The organism is Streptomyces sp. NPDC002573, assembly GCF_042889625.1.
Lineage (GTDB): Bacteria > Actinomycetota > Actinomycetes > Streptomycetales > Streptomycetaceae > Streptomyces > Streptomyces gibsoniae.
Genome location: NZ_JBIARC010000045.1, coordinates 59,722 through 74,956, shown reverse-complemented (window position 1 = coordinate 74,956; position 15,235 = coordinate 59,722). Strand labels below are relative to the sequence as shown.

The 15,235-nt window shown below is 69.4% G+C and carries 15 protein-coding genes; 2 read left to right on the top strand and 13 right to left on the bottom strand.

Annotated features, from left to right (window positions below):
• Positions 1–335: 335 nt before the first annotated feature.
• The 3 genes from ACFYX0_RS32660 to thyX form a co-directional block, all read right to left on the bottom strand.
• Positions 336–2,021, bottom strand: coding sequence for a ribonuclease J (locus ACFYX0_RS32660; RefSeq protein WP_388975699.1), 1,686 nt, complete (start codon positions 2,019–2,021; stop codon positions 336–338).
• A 127-nt stretch (positions 2,022–2,148) separates the two neighbouring features.
• Positions 2,149–3,048: a 4-hydroxy-tetrahydrodipicolinate synthase gene (gene dapA, locus ACFYX0_RS32655; RefSeq protein ID WP_311700052.1), complete on the bottom strand. Its 900-nt coding sequence runs from the start codon at positions 3,046–3,048 to the stop codon at positions 2,149–2,151.
• A 211-nt stretch (positions 3,049–3,259) separates the two neighbouring features.
• On the bottom strand, positions 3,260–4,000 hold the full coding sequence (gene thyX, locus ACFYX0_RS32650; RefSeq protein WP_311700051.1) for an FAD-dependent thymidylate synthase: 741 nt from the start codon (positions 3,998–4,000) through the stop codon (positions 3,260–3,262).
• Positions 4,001–4,243: 243 nt separating this feature from the next.
• Between thyX and ACFYX0_RS32645 the strand changes: the two genes are divergently transcribed.
• Positions 4,244–4,480 (top strand): hypothetical protein, encoded by a 237-nt coding sequence (locus ACFYX0_RS32645; protein WP_355921764.1) that lies wholly within the window; start codon positions 4,244–4,246, stop codon positions 4,478–4,480.
• Between the two features lie 122 nt (positions 4,481–4,602).
• Entirely contained in the window at positions 4,603–5,160 is a 558-nt protein-coding gene (locus tag ACFYX0_RS32640; protein WP_388975697.1) for a hypothetical protein, read from the top strand.
• Positions 5,161–5,307: 147 nt separating this feature from the next.
• On the opposite strand, the gene ACFYX0_RS32635 is transcribed toward ACFYX0_RS32640, so the two are convergent.
• The 10 genes from ACFYX0_RS32635 to eccD form a co-directional block, all read right to left on the bottom strand.
• Positions 5,308–5,760 (bottom strand): tetratricopeptide repeat protein, encoded by a 453-nt coding sequence (locus tag ACFYX0_RS32635; protein WP_355921769.1) that lies wholly within the window; start codon positions 5,758–5,760, stop codon positions 5,308–5,310.
• A 12-nt stretch (positions 5,761–5,772) separates the two neighbouring features.
• Positions 5,773–6,525 carry a 4-hydroxy-tetrahydrodipicolinate reductase gene (dapB, locus tag ACFYX0_RS32630; RefSeq protein WP_388975694.1) on the bottom strand — a complete coding sequence of 251 codons (753 nt, stop codon included), beginning with the start codon at positions 6,523–6,525 and terminating at the stop codon, positions 5,773–5,775.
• Between the two features lie 25 nt (positions 6,526–6,550).
• Positions 6,551–7,930: a M16 family metallopeptidase gene (locus tag ACFYX0_RS32625; RefSeq protein ID WP_388975691.1), complete on the bottom strand. Its 1,380-nt coding sequence runs from the start codon at positions 7,928–7,930 to the stop codon at positions 6,551–6,553.
• Positions 7,927–10,146 carry a polyribonucleotide nucleotidyltransferase gene (locus tag ACFYX0_RS32620; protein WP_388975689.1) on the bottom strand — a complete coding sequence of 740 codons (2,220 nt, stop codon included), beginning with the start codon at positions 10,144–10,146 and terminating at the stop codon, positions 7,927–7,929. Before ACFYX0_RS32620 ends, ACFYX0_RS32625 begins: the two co-directional genes overlap by 4 nt.
• A 322-nt stretch (positions 10,147–10,468) precedes the next feature.
• The gene (gene rpsO, locus ACFYX0_RS32615; RefSeq protein ID WP_059415298.1) at positions 10,469–10,756 is read right to left on the bottom strand and encodes a 30S ribosomal protein S15; all 288 of its coding nucleotides are present in this window, start codon (positions 10,754–10,756) and stop codon (positions 10,469–10,471) included.
• A 228-nt stretch (positions 10,757–10,984) separates the two neighbouring features.
• Positions 10,985–11,473, bottom strand: coding sequence for a hypothetical protein (locus ACFYX0_RS32610; RefSeq protein ID WP_388975686.1), 489 nt, complete (start codon positions 11,471–11,473; stop codon positions 10,985–10,987).
• A gap of 91 nt (positions 11,474–11,564) precedes the next feature.
• Entirely contained in the window at positions 11,565–11,795 is a 231-nt protein-coding gene (locus tag ACFYX0_RS32605) for a hypothetical protein (RefSeq protein ID WP_355921784.1), read from the bottom strand.
• Positions 11,792–12,943 (bottom strand): WXG100 family type VII secretion target, encoded by a 1,152-nt coding sequence (locus ACFYX0_RS32600; protein ID WP_388975683.1) that lies wholly within the window; start codon positions 12,941–12,943, stop codon positions 11,792–11,794. Before ACFYX0_RS32600 ends, ACFYX0_RS32605 begins: the two co-directional genes overlap by 4 nt.
• The gene (locus tag ACFYX0_RS32595; protein WP_388975680.1) at positions 12,940–13,275 is read right to left on the bottom strand and encodes a WXG100 family type VII secretion target; all 336 of its coding nucleotides are present in this window, start codon (positions 13,273–13,275) and stop codon (positions 12,940–12,942) included. The genes ACFYX0_RS32600 and ACFYX0_RS32595 overlap by 4 nt, the downstream gene beginning before the upstream one ends.
• Positions 13,276–13,558: 283 nt before the next feature.
• Positions 13,559–15,016, bottom strand: coding sequence for a type VII secretion integral membrane protein EccD (gene eccD / locus ACFYX0_RS32590; RefSeq protein WP_388975677.1), 1,458 nt, complete (start codon positions 15,014–15,016; stop codon positions 13,559–13,561).
• Positions 15,017–15,235 lie beyond the last annotated feature (219 nt).

The window sequence follows — 15,235 nt, the reverse complement described above, 5'->3', positions numbered from 1 at the left end:
TCAAGGAACGGACGCTTCCTTCGTACTCACCCGAGAGACTCTCTCAGACTTTCCTCCGGGCGCTTCCCTTCGGTGTTTCCGACTCTATCAGATCTTTTCTCGACCCGATTTCCTCGGCGCTTTCCAGGTTCCCGCTCCCGCGTTTCCCTTTCCGGCTTTCCCGACTTTATCAGAGATTCTCAGTCAGGATTTCCGCCCTGCCGGGGCAGGTCCCTGACGCTCGATGGCGCCGGGTTCCCCCGCTGGCGGAGCCGTAAACGTACTGGAGCGGGGCCCCTCGATGCAAATCGAGGGGCCCCGCTCCAGGTTCATCTGCGTCAGGACCTGACCAGGTGTCAGACCTCAACCACCACAGGCAGGATCATCGGCCGGCGCCGGTAGCTGTCCGAGACCCACTTGCCCAGGGTCCGCCGGATGAGCTGTTGCAGCTGGTGCGGTTCGACGACACCTTCCTGCGCAGAGCGCTCCAGCGCCTCGGTGATCTTCGGGATCACCTCGCCGAAGGCGGAGTCCTCGATGCCCGAACCACGGGCCTGAACATGGGGGCCACCCGTGATCTTGCCCGTGGAGGCGTCCACGACCACGAAGACCGAGATGATGCCCTCGTCGCCGAGGATCTTGCGGTCCTTGAGCGCCGGCTCCCCGACATCACCGACCGAGAGACCGTCGACGTACACGTATCCGGCCTGGACCTTGCCGGAGATCTTCGCCTTGCCCTCGATGAGGTCGACGGCGATTCCGTCCTCGGCGATGACGATCCGGTCGTGGGGGACACCGGTCAGGGCACCCAGCTCGGCGTTCGCCCGCAGATGGCGCCATTCGCCGTGGACCGGCATCAGGTTCTTCGGGCGGCAGATGTTGTAGAAGTACAGCAGCTCGCCCGCGGACGCGTGGCCGGAGACGTGCACCTTGGCGTTCCCCTTGTGCACCACGTTGGCGCCCCAGCGGGTCAGGCCGTTGATCACGCGGTACACCGCGTTCTCGTTGCCCGGGATCAGCGACGAAGCCAGGATCACCGTGTCGCCCTGGACGATCCGGATCTGGTGGTCCCGGTTGGCCATCCGCGACAGCGCCGCCATCGGCTCGCCCTGCGAGCCCGTGCACACCAGCACGACCTCGTCGTCGGGCAGGTCGTCCAGGGTCTTGACGTCCACCACCAGACCCGGCGGCACCTTCAGATAGCCGAGGTCCCGCGCGATGCCCATGTTGCGGACCATGGAGCGGCCCACGAAGGCGACCCGGCGGCCGTACTCGTGCGCGGCGTCCAGGATCTGCTGGATGCGGTGGACATGGCTGGCGAAGCTCGCCACGATGATTCGCTTGCGGGCGCCCGCGAAGACCTGGCGCAAGACATTGGAGATGTCGCGCTCGTGCGGGGTGAACCCGGGGACTTCGGCGTTGGTGGAGTCGGTGAGGAGAAGGTCGATGCCTTCCTCGCTCAGCCGTGCGAACGCGTGGAGGTCGGTCAGACGGTTGTCCAGCGGCAGCTGGTCCATCTTGAAGTCGCCGGTGTGGACGACCATGCCGGCCGGGGTCCGGATCGCGACCGCGAGGGCGTCCGGGATGGAGTGGTTGACGGCGATGAACTCGCAGTCGAAGGGGCCGACCCGCTCTCGCTGACCCTCCGCGACCTCCAGCGTGTAGGGGCGGATGCGGTGCTCCTGGAGCTTCGCCTCGATCAGCGCGAGGGTCAGCTTGGAGCCGATCAGCGGGATGTCGGGCTTCTCCCGCAGCAGATACGGGACGCCGCCGATGTGGTCCTCGTGTCCGTGGGTGAGAACGATGCCCTCGACGTCGTCGAGGCGATCACGGATGGACGAGAAGTCCGGCAGGATCAGGTCGATTCCGGGCTGCTCCTCCTCAGGGAAGAGCACTCCGCAGTCGACGATCAGGAGGCGGCCGCCGTACTCGAAGACGGTCATGTTCCGGCCGATCTCCCCGAGGCCGCCGAGTGGCGTGACCCTCAGGCCGCCTTCGGGGAGCTTCGGCGGCGGGCCGAGTTCAGGATGCGGATGACTCAAAAGACTCTCCTCACCACGCACGCCACGTACCTGTACGGGCACGTGGCGCGCGTGACGTTCGTGCAAAAGCAGTTGTTGTGTGGGGTGCAGGCACCTGGGTCCTGCCTATTCAGTTGTGAAGTCTGTGTCAGAGTTCTACCCCGCCGGCGGCAAGATCGATCTTGAGCTGAGCGGTCTCCTCGGGCGACAGCTCGACCATGGGCGCGCGCAGGGGTCCGGCGGGCAGACCCTGCAGCCCGAGCGCGGCCTTGGTGGTCATGACGCCCTGGGTGCGGAACATGCCGGTGAAGACCGGAAGCAGCTTCTGGTGGATCTCCAGCGCCTTCTGGACGTCGCCGCTGACGTAGGCCTCGGCCATCGCCCGCAGCTCCGGGGTGACGACGTGGGCGACGACCGAGACGAAGCCGACCGCGCCCACCGAGAGCAGGGGCAGGTTGAGCATGTCGTCGCCGGAGTACCAGGCGAGGCCGGACTGGGCGATCGCCCAGCTGGCGCGGCCGAGGTCGCCCTTGGCGTCCTTGTTGGCCACGATCCGCGGGTGCTCCGCCAGGCGGACGAGGGTCTCCGTGGTGATCGGGACCCCGCTGCGGCCCGGGATGTCGTAGAGCATGACCGGCAGCTCGGTGGCGTCGGCGATGGCCTTGAAGTGCCGGTACAGGCCCTCCTGCGGGGGCTTGTTGTAGTACGGCGTCACGGTGAGCAGTCCGTGCGCGCCGGCCTTCTGCGCCGCGCGCGCCAGCTCGATGCTGTGGTGGGTGTCGTTCGTGCCGACACCGGCGACGATGTGGGCGCGGTCGCCGACCGCCTCCAGGACGGCCCGTACCAGCTCCGATTTCTCCGCATCGCTGGTGGTGGGGGACTCGCCGGTGGTGCCGTTGATGATCAGGCCGTCGTTGCCTGCGTCCACCAGGTGGGTGGCGAGCCGCTGTGCGCCGTCGAGGTCGAGTGCGCCGTCCGCCGTGAACGGCGTGACCATGGCGGTGAGGATCCGCCCGAAGGGGATCTGCGGAGTGGAGGTCGGAGCCATGGCATACACGCTACTCGTTGCTCAGGGCGGGGTCCGCCCTCGGGGTGTGGGGAAAGTCCTGACAAAGGTGGAACCCGGCACTGCCTGCTCGGGGGTTCAAGCAGTGCCGGGTCCGTTTGATCAGGCTAGATGAACTTCTCGAAATGCCGCAATACGGACACTTCACTCGGCTGACCGCACATCTGTGCCCGGACCGCGAACAGGCGCGGAATCACGGCGCAACGCGCCCGTTGGCATTGAAGGCGGCATGGGTGAGAGGCATGAGCTCGGCCCACTCCGCCTCCATCCGCTCGCCGACCATCTCGATCTCCCGCTGCGGGAACGAGGGCACCTTGGCCAGCTCGTGCTGGGTGCGCAGGCCGAGGAAGTGCATGAGGGAGCGCGCGTTGCAGGTCGCGTACATCGACGAGAACAGGCCGACCGGGAGGACCGAACGGGCGACCTCGCGGGCCACGCCCGCGGCGAGCATCTCCTGGTACGCCTCGTACGCGTGCACGTACGTGTCCTCCATGACCCGGCCGACCAGCTCCTGCTGCGCCTGGGTGCCCTCCACGAACCGGTACTGGCCGGGACGGCCCTCCTGGACGAGCTTGCGGGACTCGTCGGGGACGTAGAAGACGGGCTCGAGCTCCCGGTAGCGCCCGCTCTCCTCGTTGTACGACCAGCCCACGCGGTGCCGCATGAACTCGCGGAAGACGAAGATCGGGGCGCTGATGAAGAACGTCATCGAGTTGTGCTCGAAGGGGCTGCCGTGCCGGTCCCGCATCAGGTAGTTGATCAGCCCCTTGGAGCGCTCCGGGTCCTTCTTCAGCTCCTCGAGGGACTGCTCACCGGCGGTGGAGACGCGGGCGGCCCACAGCACGTCGGAGTCGGCCGCGCTGTGCTTGACCAGCTCGACGGTGACATCGCTGCGGAAGCTGGGCTTGAGGTCGTCGGCGGGGGTGTCGGTCACGGTGTGGAAGATCCTTCCCATCACAGGCTCGGGCGGCGCCCACTCTACGGCCCCGCACTGACAACGGGGCGTTCGCGGCCGGGCCACGACATTCGGCAGCGAAGTTCAGCGAAATCGGCGAAACAGGGCACCTTTCGGCGGCATCGCCCGTCTGTATGAGTGACGGCGCCCCGTTCGGGTCACCCGGTCCGCAGCAAGCCCCGGAAGACCCGGTCCCTACCAGCCAGAGGAGATGCGCTCCCCATGTTCCGTCGGCGCGAGCCCGTACCGTTCGCCTTCCTCGCCGAGGCCGACTCCTTCCGCAGCAATGTCACGCGCCCGCCCCGCGAGCGTTCCTCGGCCGGCCAGATAGCCGGACGCTGGCTGATGGGGCTCACCATCGTGGCCGGGCTCGTGGGCGCCCTGGTCATAGGCATGCCGTCGATGTCGCACGAGTCGCCTGCGGCGACGCAGCACTCCGAGGCCTCCGACGGGCGCTGACGCGCGCCCCCGCCGTCCGACTGGCGCACAGGCGCACTCCCTCGGCCCCCCGAGGGTGGTGAGCCGGGACACGGCTCGATAGCCTCACCGGGCACAGCCCCATGAGCGAGTGAGGATCAGCCGTGCCCCTGCCCTTCCTGACGGCCGACCGTGCTTTTGATCAGGTGGTGGACGACACCCCGCTGCCCTACGACGACCGCGACCGCTGGCGGCGCCCCTACCGCCCCGGCCCGTGGCGGGTGGGCGCGTCCGCGCTCCTGCTCCTCCTGGCCTCGTACGTGCTCTTCGCGGCCGTCATCATCGCGTTCACCGGCACGCTGTCCGGCGCCGTCACGGTCTTCGCCATCGCGCTGGTCGTGATCGCCGGGGCCCTGCGGCTGCTGCGCATGGGCGTCTGGGTGAGCGCGCGGGGGCTGCGCCGGGTGGGCCTCTTCGCCACGCGTACGACGCGCTGGGAGCGGGTCGTCTCGGTGCGGACGGTGCAGCAGCCGGTGCGCTGGCTCGGGCTTCCGCGCACGGTGCAGGGACAGGCGCTGGTCCTCGTACGCAAGGACCGCGCGGCCGAGGAGCTGCCGCCCCTGCTGACCACGCACGGCGCCGACTTCCTGGCGCGCCCGCAGGCCTTCGACCGGGCGGCGGACACGGTCGAGGCCTGGGCCGCGGAGTACGGCCGGGTCTGACCGGCACAGGACGCCGGGCCGGACGCGCCACGACGCGGGGCCGCCCGAGGCGCGGCGAACGACGACGAAGGGGCCGCCCGCGGATGCGGGGCGGCCCCTTCTGCGTCCCGGCGGCCGGCCCTCGGGCCGGGGCGGGGACGGCACTCGTCAGGGTGTGACCGGCCTGCCCTCGTGCAGGGCGATCGCCCGCTGCATCGCCTTGCGGGCGCGGGGCGTGTCACGGGCGTCGTGGTAGGCGACGGCCAGCCGGAACCAGCTGCGCCAGTCGTCCGGGGCCTCCTCCGTCTCCGCCCTGCGCCGGGCGAAGACCTCGTCGGCCGAGTCGCGGTCGATCCGGCCGCCGGGAGTGCGCCTGAGTTCGTCGACCGGCAGACCGCCCTCGGCGTCCAGCTGGGCGGCGAGCCGGTTGGCCTTGCGGACGAACTGGGTGTTCTTCCACAGGAACCACACGCCGATGACCGGCAGGATCAGCACCGCGATGCCGAAGGGCACGGTGACCGCGGTGCCGGCCTGGATCAGGAGCACTCCACGGCTGCCGACCAGGACGAAATAGACGACCAGGACGGCGGCCGTGACGACGTAGGTGAGCTTCGCGCGCATGGACGGCCGCTTCTACTTCAGGTCGAGGAAGTGCTCCAGGCCGAAGGTGAGGCCCGGAGCGGTCACGACACGGCGGACACCGAGCAGGATGCCCGGCATGAAGCTGCTGTGGTGCAGCGAGTCATGGCGGATGGTGAGGGTCTCGCCCTCGCCGCCGAGCAGCACCTCCTGATGGGCGAGCAGACCGCGCAGCCGGACCGCATGCACCGGCACCCCGTCGACGTTCGCCCCACGGGCGCCGTCCAGGGCCGTCACCGTGGCGTCGGGCTGCGGGGCGCTGCCCGCCTTCTCCCGCGCGGCGGCGATCAGCTGGGCGGTGCGCGTGGCGGTGCCGCTGGGGGCGTCCACCTTGTTCGGGTGGTGCAGCTCGACGACCTCGACGGACTCGAAATACGGGGCGGCCACCTCGGCGAACTTCATGGTCAGCACGGCGCCGATGGAGAAGTTCGGGGCGATGAGGACGCCCGTCTCCGGTGACTGGGCCAGCCGGCCCCGCAGCTGCGTGAGGCGCTCGTCGGTCCAGCCCGTCGTGCCCACCACGGCGTGGATGCTGTGCCGTACGCAGAAGTCGAGATTGCCCATCACCGAGGCCGGCGTGGTCAGCTCCACCGCCACCTGGGCGCCCGTGTCGACGAGGGCCTCCAGCTTGTCGCCCCGGCCGAGGGCGGCCACCAGTTCCATGTCCTCGGCGGCGTCGACGGCCCGTACCGCCTCCGCACCGATCCGGCCCTTGGCGCCAAGGACCGCCACGCGCAGCTTGCTCATCTCTTGCTTCCTTAACCGGAGGGGATTACGCGACCGCATCGTGCAGACGGGACGCCTGCCTGTCCTTCAGCGGGCCGATGACCGACAGCGAGGGCCGCTGACCGAGGACGTCCCGGGCCACGGACCGGACGTCGTCCGGGGTGACCTCGGCTATCCGGGCCAGCATGTCGTCGACGGACATCTGGTCGCCCCAGCACAGCTCGCTCTTGCCGATGCGGTTCATCAGCGCGCCCGTGTCCTCCAGCCCGAGGACCGTGGCCCCGCGCAGCTGGCCGATGGCGCGGGAGATCTCGTCGTCGGACAGCCCGTGCTCGGCCACCTGGTCCAGCTCGTCACGGCAGATCTTGAGGACGTCGTGCACCTGGCTGGGACGGCAGCCCGCGTAGACGCCGAACAGACCGCAGTCGGCGAAGCCGGAGGTGTACGAGTACACGCTGTAGGCCAGGCCCCGCTTCTCGCGGACCTCCTGGAACAGCCGGGACGACATACCGCCGCCGAGCGCCGTGTTCAGCACCCCAAGAGCCCAGCGGCGCTCGTCGGTGCGGGCCAGGCCGGGCATGCCGAGGACGACATGTGCCTGCTCGGTCTTGCGGGACAGCAGCTCGACCCGGCCGGCCGTGCGAATGCCACGGCGGCCTTCGCGCGGCCCGAGGGGCGCGGCGTCCGACCGGCTGAGCGTGCCAGCCTTCTCGAAGGCGGCTCGCACCTGGCGGACGACCTTGTTGTGGTCGACGTTGCCCGCGCACGCGACCACCAGGTGCGTGGGGTCGTAGTGCTTGCGGTAGAAGCGGCGGATCCGGTCGGCGGTCAGGGCGTTGACCGTGTCGACCGTGCCGAGGACCGGGCGGCCGAGCGGGGTGTCGCCGAGCATCGTGTGCGCGAAGAGGTCGTGCACACAGTCGCCGGGGTCGTCCTCCGTCATCGCGATCTCCTCGAGGATCGCGCCGCGCTCGATGTCGACGTCCTCCTCGCGGATCAGCGAGCCGGTGAGCATGTCGCAGACGACGTCGATCGCCAGCGGCAGGTCGGTGTCGAGCACGCGCGCGTAGTAGCACGTGTACTCCTTCGCCGTGAACGCGTTCATCTCGCCGCCGACCGCGTCGATCGCGGCCGAGATGTCCAGCGCGCTACGCCGTTCCGTGCCCTTGAAGAGCAGGTGCTCGAGGTAGTGCGTGGCGCCGTTCAGCGCCGACGTCTCGTCGCGCGAGCCGACGTGCGCCCAGATGCCGAACGTGGCGGAGCGCACCGAGGGCAGAGTCTCGGTGACGATGCGCAGTCCACCCGGAAGGGTGGTCTTACGGACAGTGCCGATGCCGTTCGCCCCCTTGATCAGGGTTTGGGTACGGGCGACGGCCCGCGCCTCCGAGGAGGTGCGGGCCGTCGCCTTGAAGCCACGGGACGTCACTGGTCGGTGTCGTCCTTCGCGTCCTCGCCCGCTTCCTCGCCCTCGACGACGGGGATGAGGGAGAGCTTGCCGCGGGAGTCGATCTCGGCGATCTCGACCTGGACCTTCTGGCCCACGGCCACGACGTCCTCGACGTTCTCCACGCGCTTGCCGCCGGCGAGCTTACGGATCTGCGAGATGTGCAGCAGACCGTCCTTGCCCGGGAGCAGCGAGACGAACGCGCCGAAGGTGGTCGTCTTCACGACCGTACCCAGGTAGCGCTCGCCGACCTCCGGCATGGTCGGGTTGGCGATGCCGTTGATCGTGGCGCGGGCGGCCTCGGCGGACGGGCCGTCGGCGGCACCGATGTAGATCGTGCCGTCGTCCTCGATCGTGATCTCGGCGCCGGTGTCCTCCTGGATCTGGTTGATCATCTTGCCCTTGGGGCCGATGACCTCACCGATCTTGTCGACCGGGATCTTGACGGTGATGATCCGCGGGGCGTGCGGGGACATCTCGTCGGGCCGGTCGATGGCCTCCATCATCACGTCGAGGATGTGGAGACGGGCGTCGCGGGCCTGCTTGAGGGCCGCGGCCAGGACGGAGGCCGGGATGCCGTCCAGCTTGGTGTCGAGCTGGAGGGCGGTCACGAACTCCTTGGTGCCGGCGACCTTGAAGTCCATGTCGCCGAAGGCGTCCTCGGCACCGAGGATGTCGGTCAGCGTCACGTAGTGCGTCTCGCCGTCGATCTCCTGGGAGATCAGCCCCATGGCGATACCGGCGACCGGGGCCTTCAGCGGCACACCGGCGTTCAGCAGCGACATGGTGGAGGCGCACACCGAGCCCATGGACGTCGAGCCGTTGGAGCCGAGGGCCTCGGACACCTGACGGATCGCGTACGGGAACTCCTCGCGCGTGGGCAGGACCGGAACCAGGGCGCGCTCGGCGAGGGCGCCGTGGCCGATCTCGCGGCGCTTCGGGGAGCCGACGCGGCCGGTCTCACCGGTGGAGTACGGCGGGAAGTTGTAGTTGTGCATGTAGCGCTTGCGCGTCACCGGCGAGAGGGTGTCGAGCTGCTGCTCCATGCGGAGCATGTTCAGCGTGGTGACGCCCAGGATCTGGGTCTCGCCGCGCTCGAACAGGGCCGAGCCGTGCACCCGCGGGATGGCCTCGACCTCGGCGGCCAGGGTGCGGATGTCGGTGACACCGCGGCCGTCGATGCGCTTCTTCTCCTTGATGACGCGCTCGCGGACCAGGGTCTTGGTCAGCGAACGGTACGCGGCGGAGATCTCCTTCTCGCGGCCCTCGAACTCCGGCAGGAGCTTCTCGGCGGCCAGACCCTTGACGCGGTCCAGCTCGGCCTCGCGCTCCTGCTTGCCCGCGATGGTCAGCGCGGAGGCCAGCTCCGGACGGACCGCGGCGGTCAGCGCCTCCAGGACGTCGTCCTGGTAGTCGAGGAAGATCGGGAATTCGCCGGTCGGCTTGGCGGCCTTCGCGGCGAGGTCGGCCTGGGCCTTGCACAGCACCTTGATGAAGGGCTTCGCGGCCTCCAGACCGGCGGCGACGACCTCCTCGGTGGGCGCCTCGGCGCCGCCCTTGACCAGCTGGATGGTCTTGTCGGTGGCCTCGGCCTCGACCATCATGATCGCGACGTCGCCGTCCTCCAGGGCGCGGCCTGCGACCACCATGTCGAAGACGGCGTCCTCGAGCTCGGTGTGCGTCGGGAAGGCAACCCACTGGCCGTTGATCAGCGCGACGCGGACGCCGCCGATCGGGCCGGAGAAGGGCAGACCGGCCAGCTGCGTGGACGCGGACGCGGCGTTGATCGCCACGACGTCGTACAGGTGGTCGGGGTTGAGCGCCATGACGGTGGCGACGACCTGGATCTCGTTGCGCAGGCCCTTCTTGAAGGACGGGCGCAGCGGGCGGTCGATGAGTCGGCAGGTGAGGATCGCGTCCTCGGAGGGACGGCCCTCACGGCGGAAGAAGGAACCGGGGATCTTCCCGGCCGCGTACATCCGCTCCTCGACGTCGACCGTCAGCGGGAAGAAGTCGAGCTGGTCCTTGGGGCTCTTGGACGCGGTGGTGGCCGACAGGACCATCGTGTCGTCGTCCAGGTACGCGACGGCGGAGCCGGCGGCCTGCTTGGCCAGGCGGCCCGTCTCGAAGCGGATCGTGCGGGTGCCGAAGGAGCCGTTGTCGATGACGGCCTCGGCGTAGTGGGTCTCGTTCTCCACTAGCGTTTTCTCCTCGTCTTCGTCCTTCGCTGCCCGTGTGGCAGGTGGACGGTGGCGGAGAAGCGCGCCATCTGGTGCGGGCCGGTCTTCGATCGAAGCACCCGGGGCTCGCTTCCCCCCGGGGGCCACTACCGAGGACCGGCGGCGGCGAGGTGCGCTTCTCCTCGTTCGGTGTGCGGGATGTGCCCGGGGTCCGGACGCTCCTCGCACGGTGTCGTACGTCCTGCGTTGTGCTACCACACTACAAAGCGGCAGTGACAGTCCGCACGTACAGCAAAGGGAGCGGTCCCCTTCGTATGGGAACCGCTCCCTTCACGGCGTCTTACTTGGCGCCCGCCGCACCACGGCGGATGCCGAGGCGGTCGACCAGCGTACGGAAGCGCTGGATGTCCTTCTTGGCCAGGTACTGCAGCAGCCGGCGGCGCTGACCGACCAGGATGAGCAGACCACGGCGGGAGTGGTGGTCGTGCTTGTGGGTCTTGAGGTGCTCGGTCAGGTCCGAGATGCGGCGGGACAGCAGCGCGACCTGGACCTCGGGGGAGCCGGTGTCGCCCTCCTTGGTACCGAACTCGGACATGATCTGCTTCTTCGTAGCGGCGTCGAGCGACACGCGTACTCCTCGTAGTCTTCTGAGTGCCACCGAGCGCCCCTGGTCTTCGTCTCAGGGGAGCTTCCACAACTCGGGTGGCGGGGATCCGCCGGGCGCGGCCTCCGGATCCCTGACGGCCCCTGAGGGCATCGGGCGGGGTCCGGGGGTGCGTACACGAACGGCCGTCACACAGGGTACCAGCCCGTAGCGGGCGGATTTCCCGCCCCGGGGGCCGGCGGCCGGCGGGCGTCAGCGCGCCCGCAGGAACTGGTCCGCGGCGACGACGGCGACGAGCCCGGTCGCCAGCAGCCAGGTGCCGATACGGGTCCGGCCGCGGCGGCTGAGCTCGATGACCGCACCGCACAGGACGAGGGTGGCGCCGTAGACACCGATGGTCAGGAGCGAGGGTTGCTCACGGAGCCCTATGACGAGCATGACAGCGACCGCGGCCATGATCGCCCCGGCCACGGCGATGCGGATGCGGCGGGCCTGCCGGGGGCTCAGTGCCTGGTGCCGCTCCTCAAGCTCCTCGGGCTCCCCCAGCTCCTCGGGCTCCGCGCGCTCCCCCAGCTTCTCGGGCTCCCCCCGCTTCTCGGACTCCCGCAGCTCCTCGGTCTCCGCACTGAGCCCGGTCTGGTCGCCATCGGCATCTTCCTGACCGGTGTCGACGTTTTCTTGATCGGTGTCGACGTCTTCCTGGTCGATCGAGGTCATGGCAGCTTGATCGGTCGAGGTCATGGGGGCAGCGTAGAAGTGAAACCGTCGAACGCGCCGACAACATCGCGGTACTGCCTGCGACTTCCGAGACGGCAAGCCGCGAGCCGCCGCGTCACAGGAGCCGGAAGCCGAAGCCCGTGGCGGCCAGGCCGACGACGAGGATCACCGGCCCTAGGACGTAGTTGCCCCACTTCCTTGGCCCTTGGGCCCGCAGGAGGGCGATGGTCACAGCGACACCGGCTATGACGATCAGACACCCGGCGATCCCGAGGAGCGCCAGGAGGAAGCCGATCCACGAAGCGGGGTGGTCGGGGTTCGGGGTCCAGGTCGCCGCAAGTCTCATGGCGTAGGTTGCTCTCCCTCGCTCTTGGCCAGGTCCTGGATGTCCGACTCGATGCCGGACCCGGCCGCGTAGACGCCCGTGTTCAACGTGGTGCCCACGGTGTTCTTGAACGCGTCGTCGGCGAGCTTGCCCCGATCGCTGAGGTTCTCACCGCCAAGACTTCCATGCTCCTCCAGGGCGTGGTTGACGCCGTGGTTCTGGGCGTTGCCGAAGGCGCCGGTCGCCGCGTTCGTGAGGGCGTCCTGCCCCATCGTCGATGCGTCCTGGCCGTTGGCCATGTCGGCTGTGAGGCCACCCGCGACGTTGCCCGCCGCGCCGTTGACGGTGGTGCCGAGCAGGCCGTCGCCCCTGAGGATGTTGCCCGCCACCCCGCTCAGCTCCGCCGTGCCCGCCACCGCCGCACCGCCCCCGGTGAACACGGCCGTGCCGCCGGCCGCCCAGGCACCGCCGGCGAGGTCGTCCCCGACGGTCACGGGCTGGCCGTGAACGGCCTGGTTGACCATCATGCTGCCCGAGTCGGCGGCGAAGTTCGTGACGAAGCTTTCGCCGCCCTTGGTGAGGAACTTCGCGCTGAACTGGGCCACTTTGGTCAGCACCCGGGCCAGCGTGGCCGCCCCTTCCTCGGTGAGCGCGCCGAATCGCTCCAGCAGGGCCGCCACCTTTTCGGCGGCCGAGGTGAAGAGCTTCACCAGGTCGACGATCCTGCTGATCCGTGCGGCCACGGCCGTGTTCGCGACGAGGTCGGAGAGGAAGCCGGTGAAGAAGGACAGCGCCGCTCCGGCCACCTCCATCTCGGCGATCTCGACGCAGATGTCGATGATCTCCTCGTTGATCCTGTCGATCTCGTCGGCGTACGCCCGCAGCCCGTCGGCCACCTGGTGGAAGTTGCGCGCGACGTCGTCGATGACCTGCTTCTGTTCCTGCCAGTGCTTCTCGAAGGCGTCGCGGGCGTCGCCGTGCCAGCCCTGCTTGTCGACCCCCGCGATCGCCACATCGAGAGTGTGGACGACCTCGGTCAGCTCGGTGCCCATGGTGTCCCAGGCACGGGCGATCGTGCGGAGGCTCTCGCCGTCACCGCCCGGAAGCTCCACCCCGCACGCCTGGAGGATCTCCAGGACCTTGCCGTCGATCCAGCCGTTGATGCTCACGCCGGTCCACCTGCCGGCCGGGTCGCGGCGTTGAGATGGCCTATGGCCACCTGGTCGGAGTCCTTGTAGTTCGCGGCGTTGAGGCGCAGCCGGTCGGCGTCGCTGCCGAGCACCCCGGGGAGGTTCCCGAGCGCCTTGACGGTGCTGGACAGCAACTTCTGGTACTTCTCCGCCGCGCCGTCACAGGCGCCGAGCAGACCGAAGGCCTCCCCTATCCTGGACGCGGTCGCCGCGAAGTCGTCGATCGGCCCGGTCAGCCCTTTCGCTTCCCGGTCGAACTTGCCCGCGAGGTCTGTCAACGTATCGGGATCGACACCGAACTGGTCCATCATCCCGCCCCCGTCATCGAATACATGATCAGCGACGGTACCCACGACAGCGATGCGTGACGGGGGCGTTTACCGGTTCAGAAGGCGACCCTGTCGCAACTTTTGCGCCACCTGGTCCCACGGTTTACCGCAGCGGGCTTCGCGCGGGAGGCCTGGGTTCTTGCGAAGCGGGCCTGGGCCGGTCGCAGCAGGCGATCCGGACGTACGGCAAAGGAAACAGCGCGGACGTACGGCAAAGGAAACGGCGCCCCGCAGCAGCGGAGCGCCGTTCGCCGTCGAGCGGTGGTCAGACTCCGCCGCGGACCTTGCCGTAGACATCGAGGACGGCCAGGCAGACCGGGACCAGGGAGAGCAGGACCAGGGAGTCCGCGAGGTCCAGCATGCGGCCCCAGAAGGGGGAGAGCCCCTTCTGCGGCACGATCAGGGCGATCGAGATCAGCAGCAGCACACCGGCCGCGACCGAGGCGCCGAGCCACAGGGTCCGTATGTCGACGGGGCCGGCGTTGCCCTGGGCCAGTTCGACGAGGATGTCGGTCGGGGGCGAGATCGCGAGGCCGAGCACCAGCAGGCCGAGGGTGACGACACCGGCCACGAACAGGCATGTCACCTGGGCGGTGTAGCGGAACAGACGGGCCCGCAGCATCGCGGCGAGGCCGGTGCACAGGGCGAGCAGCTGCGCCCAGCCGCTGTCGCTGAAGCCGAGCACCGCGCCGCCCGCGCCGACGATGACGGCCGCGCAGCCGCCGACGAGGCCGAGCAGCAGTTCGTGGCCCCGGCTGGTCTGGGCGACGATGCGCTGGACGTCGACGGCCTCCACGTCGCCGTCCCGGCCCTCGCGACGGGCCCGGGCCAGGTCCTCCGGGTTGCGGAAGCCGATCGGCAGCTTGGCGAAGCGGGCCGACCAGCCGGGCAGGAAGCCGACGACGGCCAGCGCGACGACCGCGGTGCCCGCGGCGATCTGCCGGGGCTGTGCGTCGGTGAGGACACCGCAGAACACGGCGAGCGTGCCGATCGCGGCGGCGAGCGCGGCGGCCACGAAGGGGGCGTCGCCCTGCGGCAGCAGCATGATCAACACGATGGAGAAGAGCAGCACGGCCACGCAGCCGACGAGGAACTGGATCCGGCCGGGACCGTGACCCGCGTCCTGGGGGATGACGCCGGAGCCCGCGATGAGTGCGTGCGGCAGGGCCGAGACGCCGAGCGCGACGGCGGAGGCGCGGTCGTCGTAGACCCGGGCCCGCACACCGGCGAGTGCCGTCAGGGCGAGCGCGACCACACCGGCGAGGATGCCCTGGAGGCCGTGCATGTCATGGCGTATCGGGTCCGCGAACCAGAAGACGAAACCGAGCATGACCAGCAGCAGCGCACCGGAGACAAGGCCGGCCACCCGCATCAGGTTGTCGTTCCAGCTGCGCAGGTCCTGCTTGACGGCGGCGGCGATCGCGTCCACCACGTCGTCGTGCACGGCCGGCGGCAGCGAGTCGGCGAACGTGCGCAGCAGCAGCACCTCGCCGTCCCTGACCCGCTGCTCCTGCAACGACCGACTCGCGTCCAGCACTTGCCCCTCGCGGCGTACGAGGTGGTAGCCGGCGGGGCTGGTGTCCGGCTGGACCAGGCCCGAGAGCCTGACGATCTCGGGAAAGAGGTCCTGAATCGGCAGGTCCTCCGGCAGCGCCACATCGACACGACTGTCCGGCGCTGCGATGGTGATTCGGCAGAAACCTGTCGAAGTCCCCGTGCTCACCTGGTAGTTCCCCCTGCTAGACAAGGCTTCTTCACGACTTTTTCACGACTTCACGCCGCTCGTACGACGCGGAGCGCCACCCTATCCGTTGCCGCCTCGGGCCCGGGGCCTGCCTCCTCGATTCCCCCAGGACCCGCCAGGCTTCTCCATCGTCCTGCCTCCTTTGCGCACGGCGCGCATCAGTAGGATCGACGCCTGCGTGGACGACGCCTACGCGAA

Excerpts from the sequence above, each read along its gene's own strand:
- dapA (WP_311700052.1), bottom strand. The coding sequence starts at position 3,048 with ATGGCTCCGACCTCCACTCCGCAGATCCCCTTCGGGCGGATCCTCACC.
- ACFYX0_RS32645 (WP_355921764.1), top strand. The coding sequence starts at position 4,244 with ATGTTCCGTCGGCGCGAGCCCGTACCGTTCGCCTTCCTCGCCGAGGCC.
- ACFYX0_RS32635 (WP_355921769.1), bottom strand. The coding sequence starts at position 5,760 with ATGCGCGCGAAGCTCACCTACGTCGTCACGGCCGCCGTCCTGGTCGTC.
- dapB (WP_388975694.1), bottom strand. The coding sequence starts at position 6,525 with ATGAGCAAGCTGCGCGTGGCGGTCCTTGGCGCCAAGGGCCGGATCGGT.
- ACFYX0_RS32610 (WP_388975686.1), bottom strand. The coding sequence starts at position 11,473 with ATGACCTCGACCGATCAAGCTGCCATGACCTCGATCGACCAGGAAGAC.
- ACFYX0_RS32605 (WP_355921784.1), bottom strand. The coding sequence starts at position 11,795 with ATGAGACTTGCGGCGACCTGGACCCCGAACCCCGACCACCCCGCTTCG.
- ACFYX0_RS32595 (WP_388975680.1), bottom strand. The coding sequence starts at position 13,275 with ATGATGGACCAGTTCGGTGTCGATCCCGATACGTTGACAGACCTCGCG.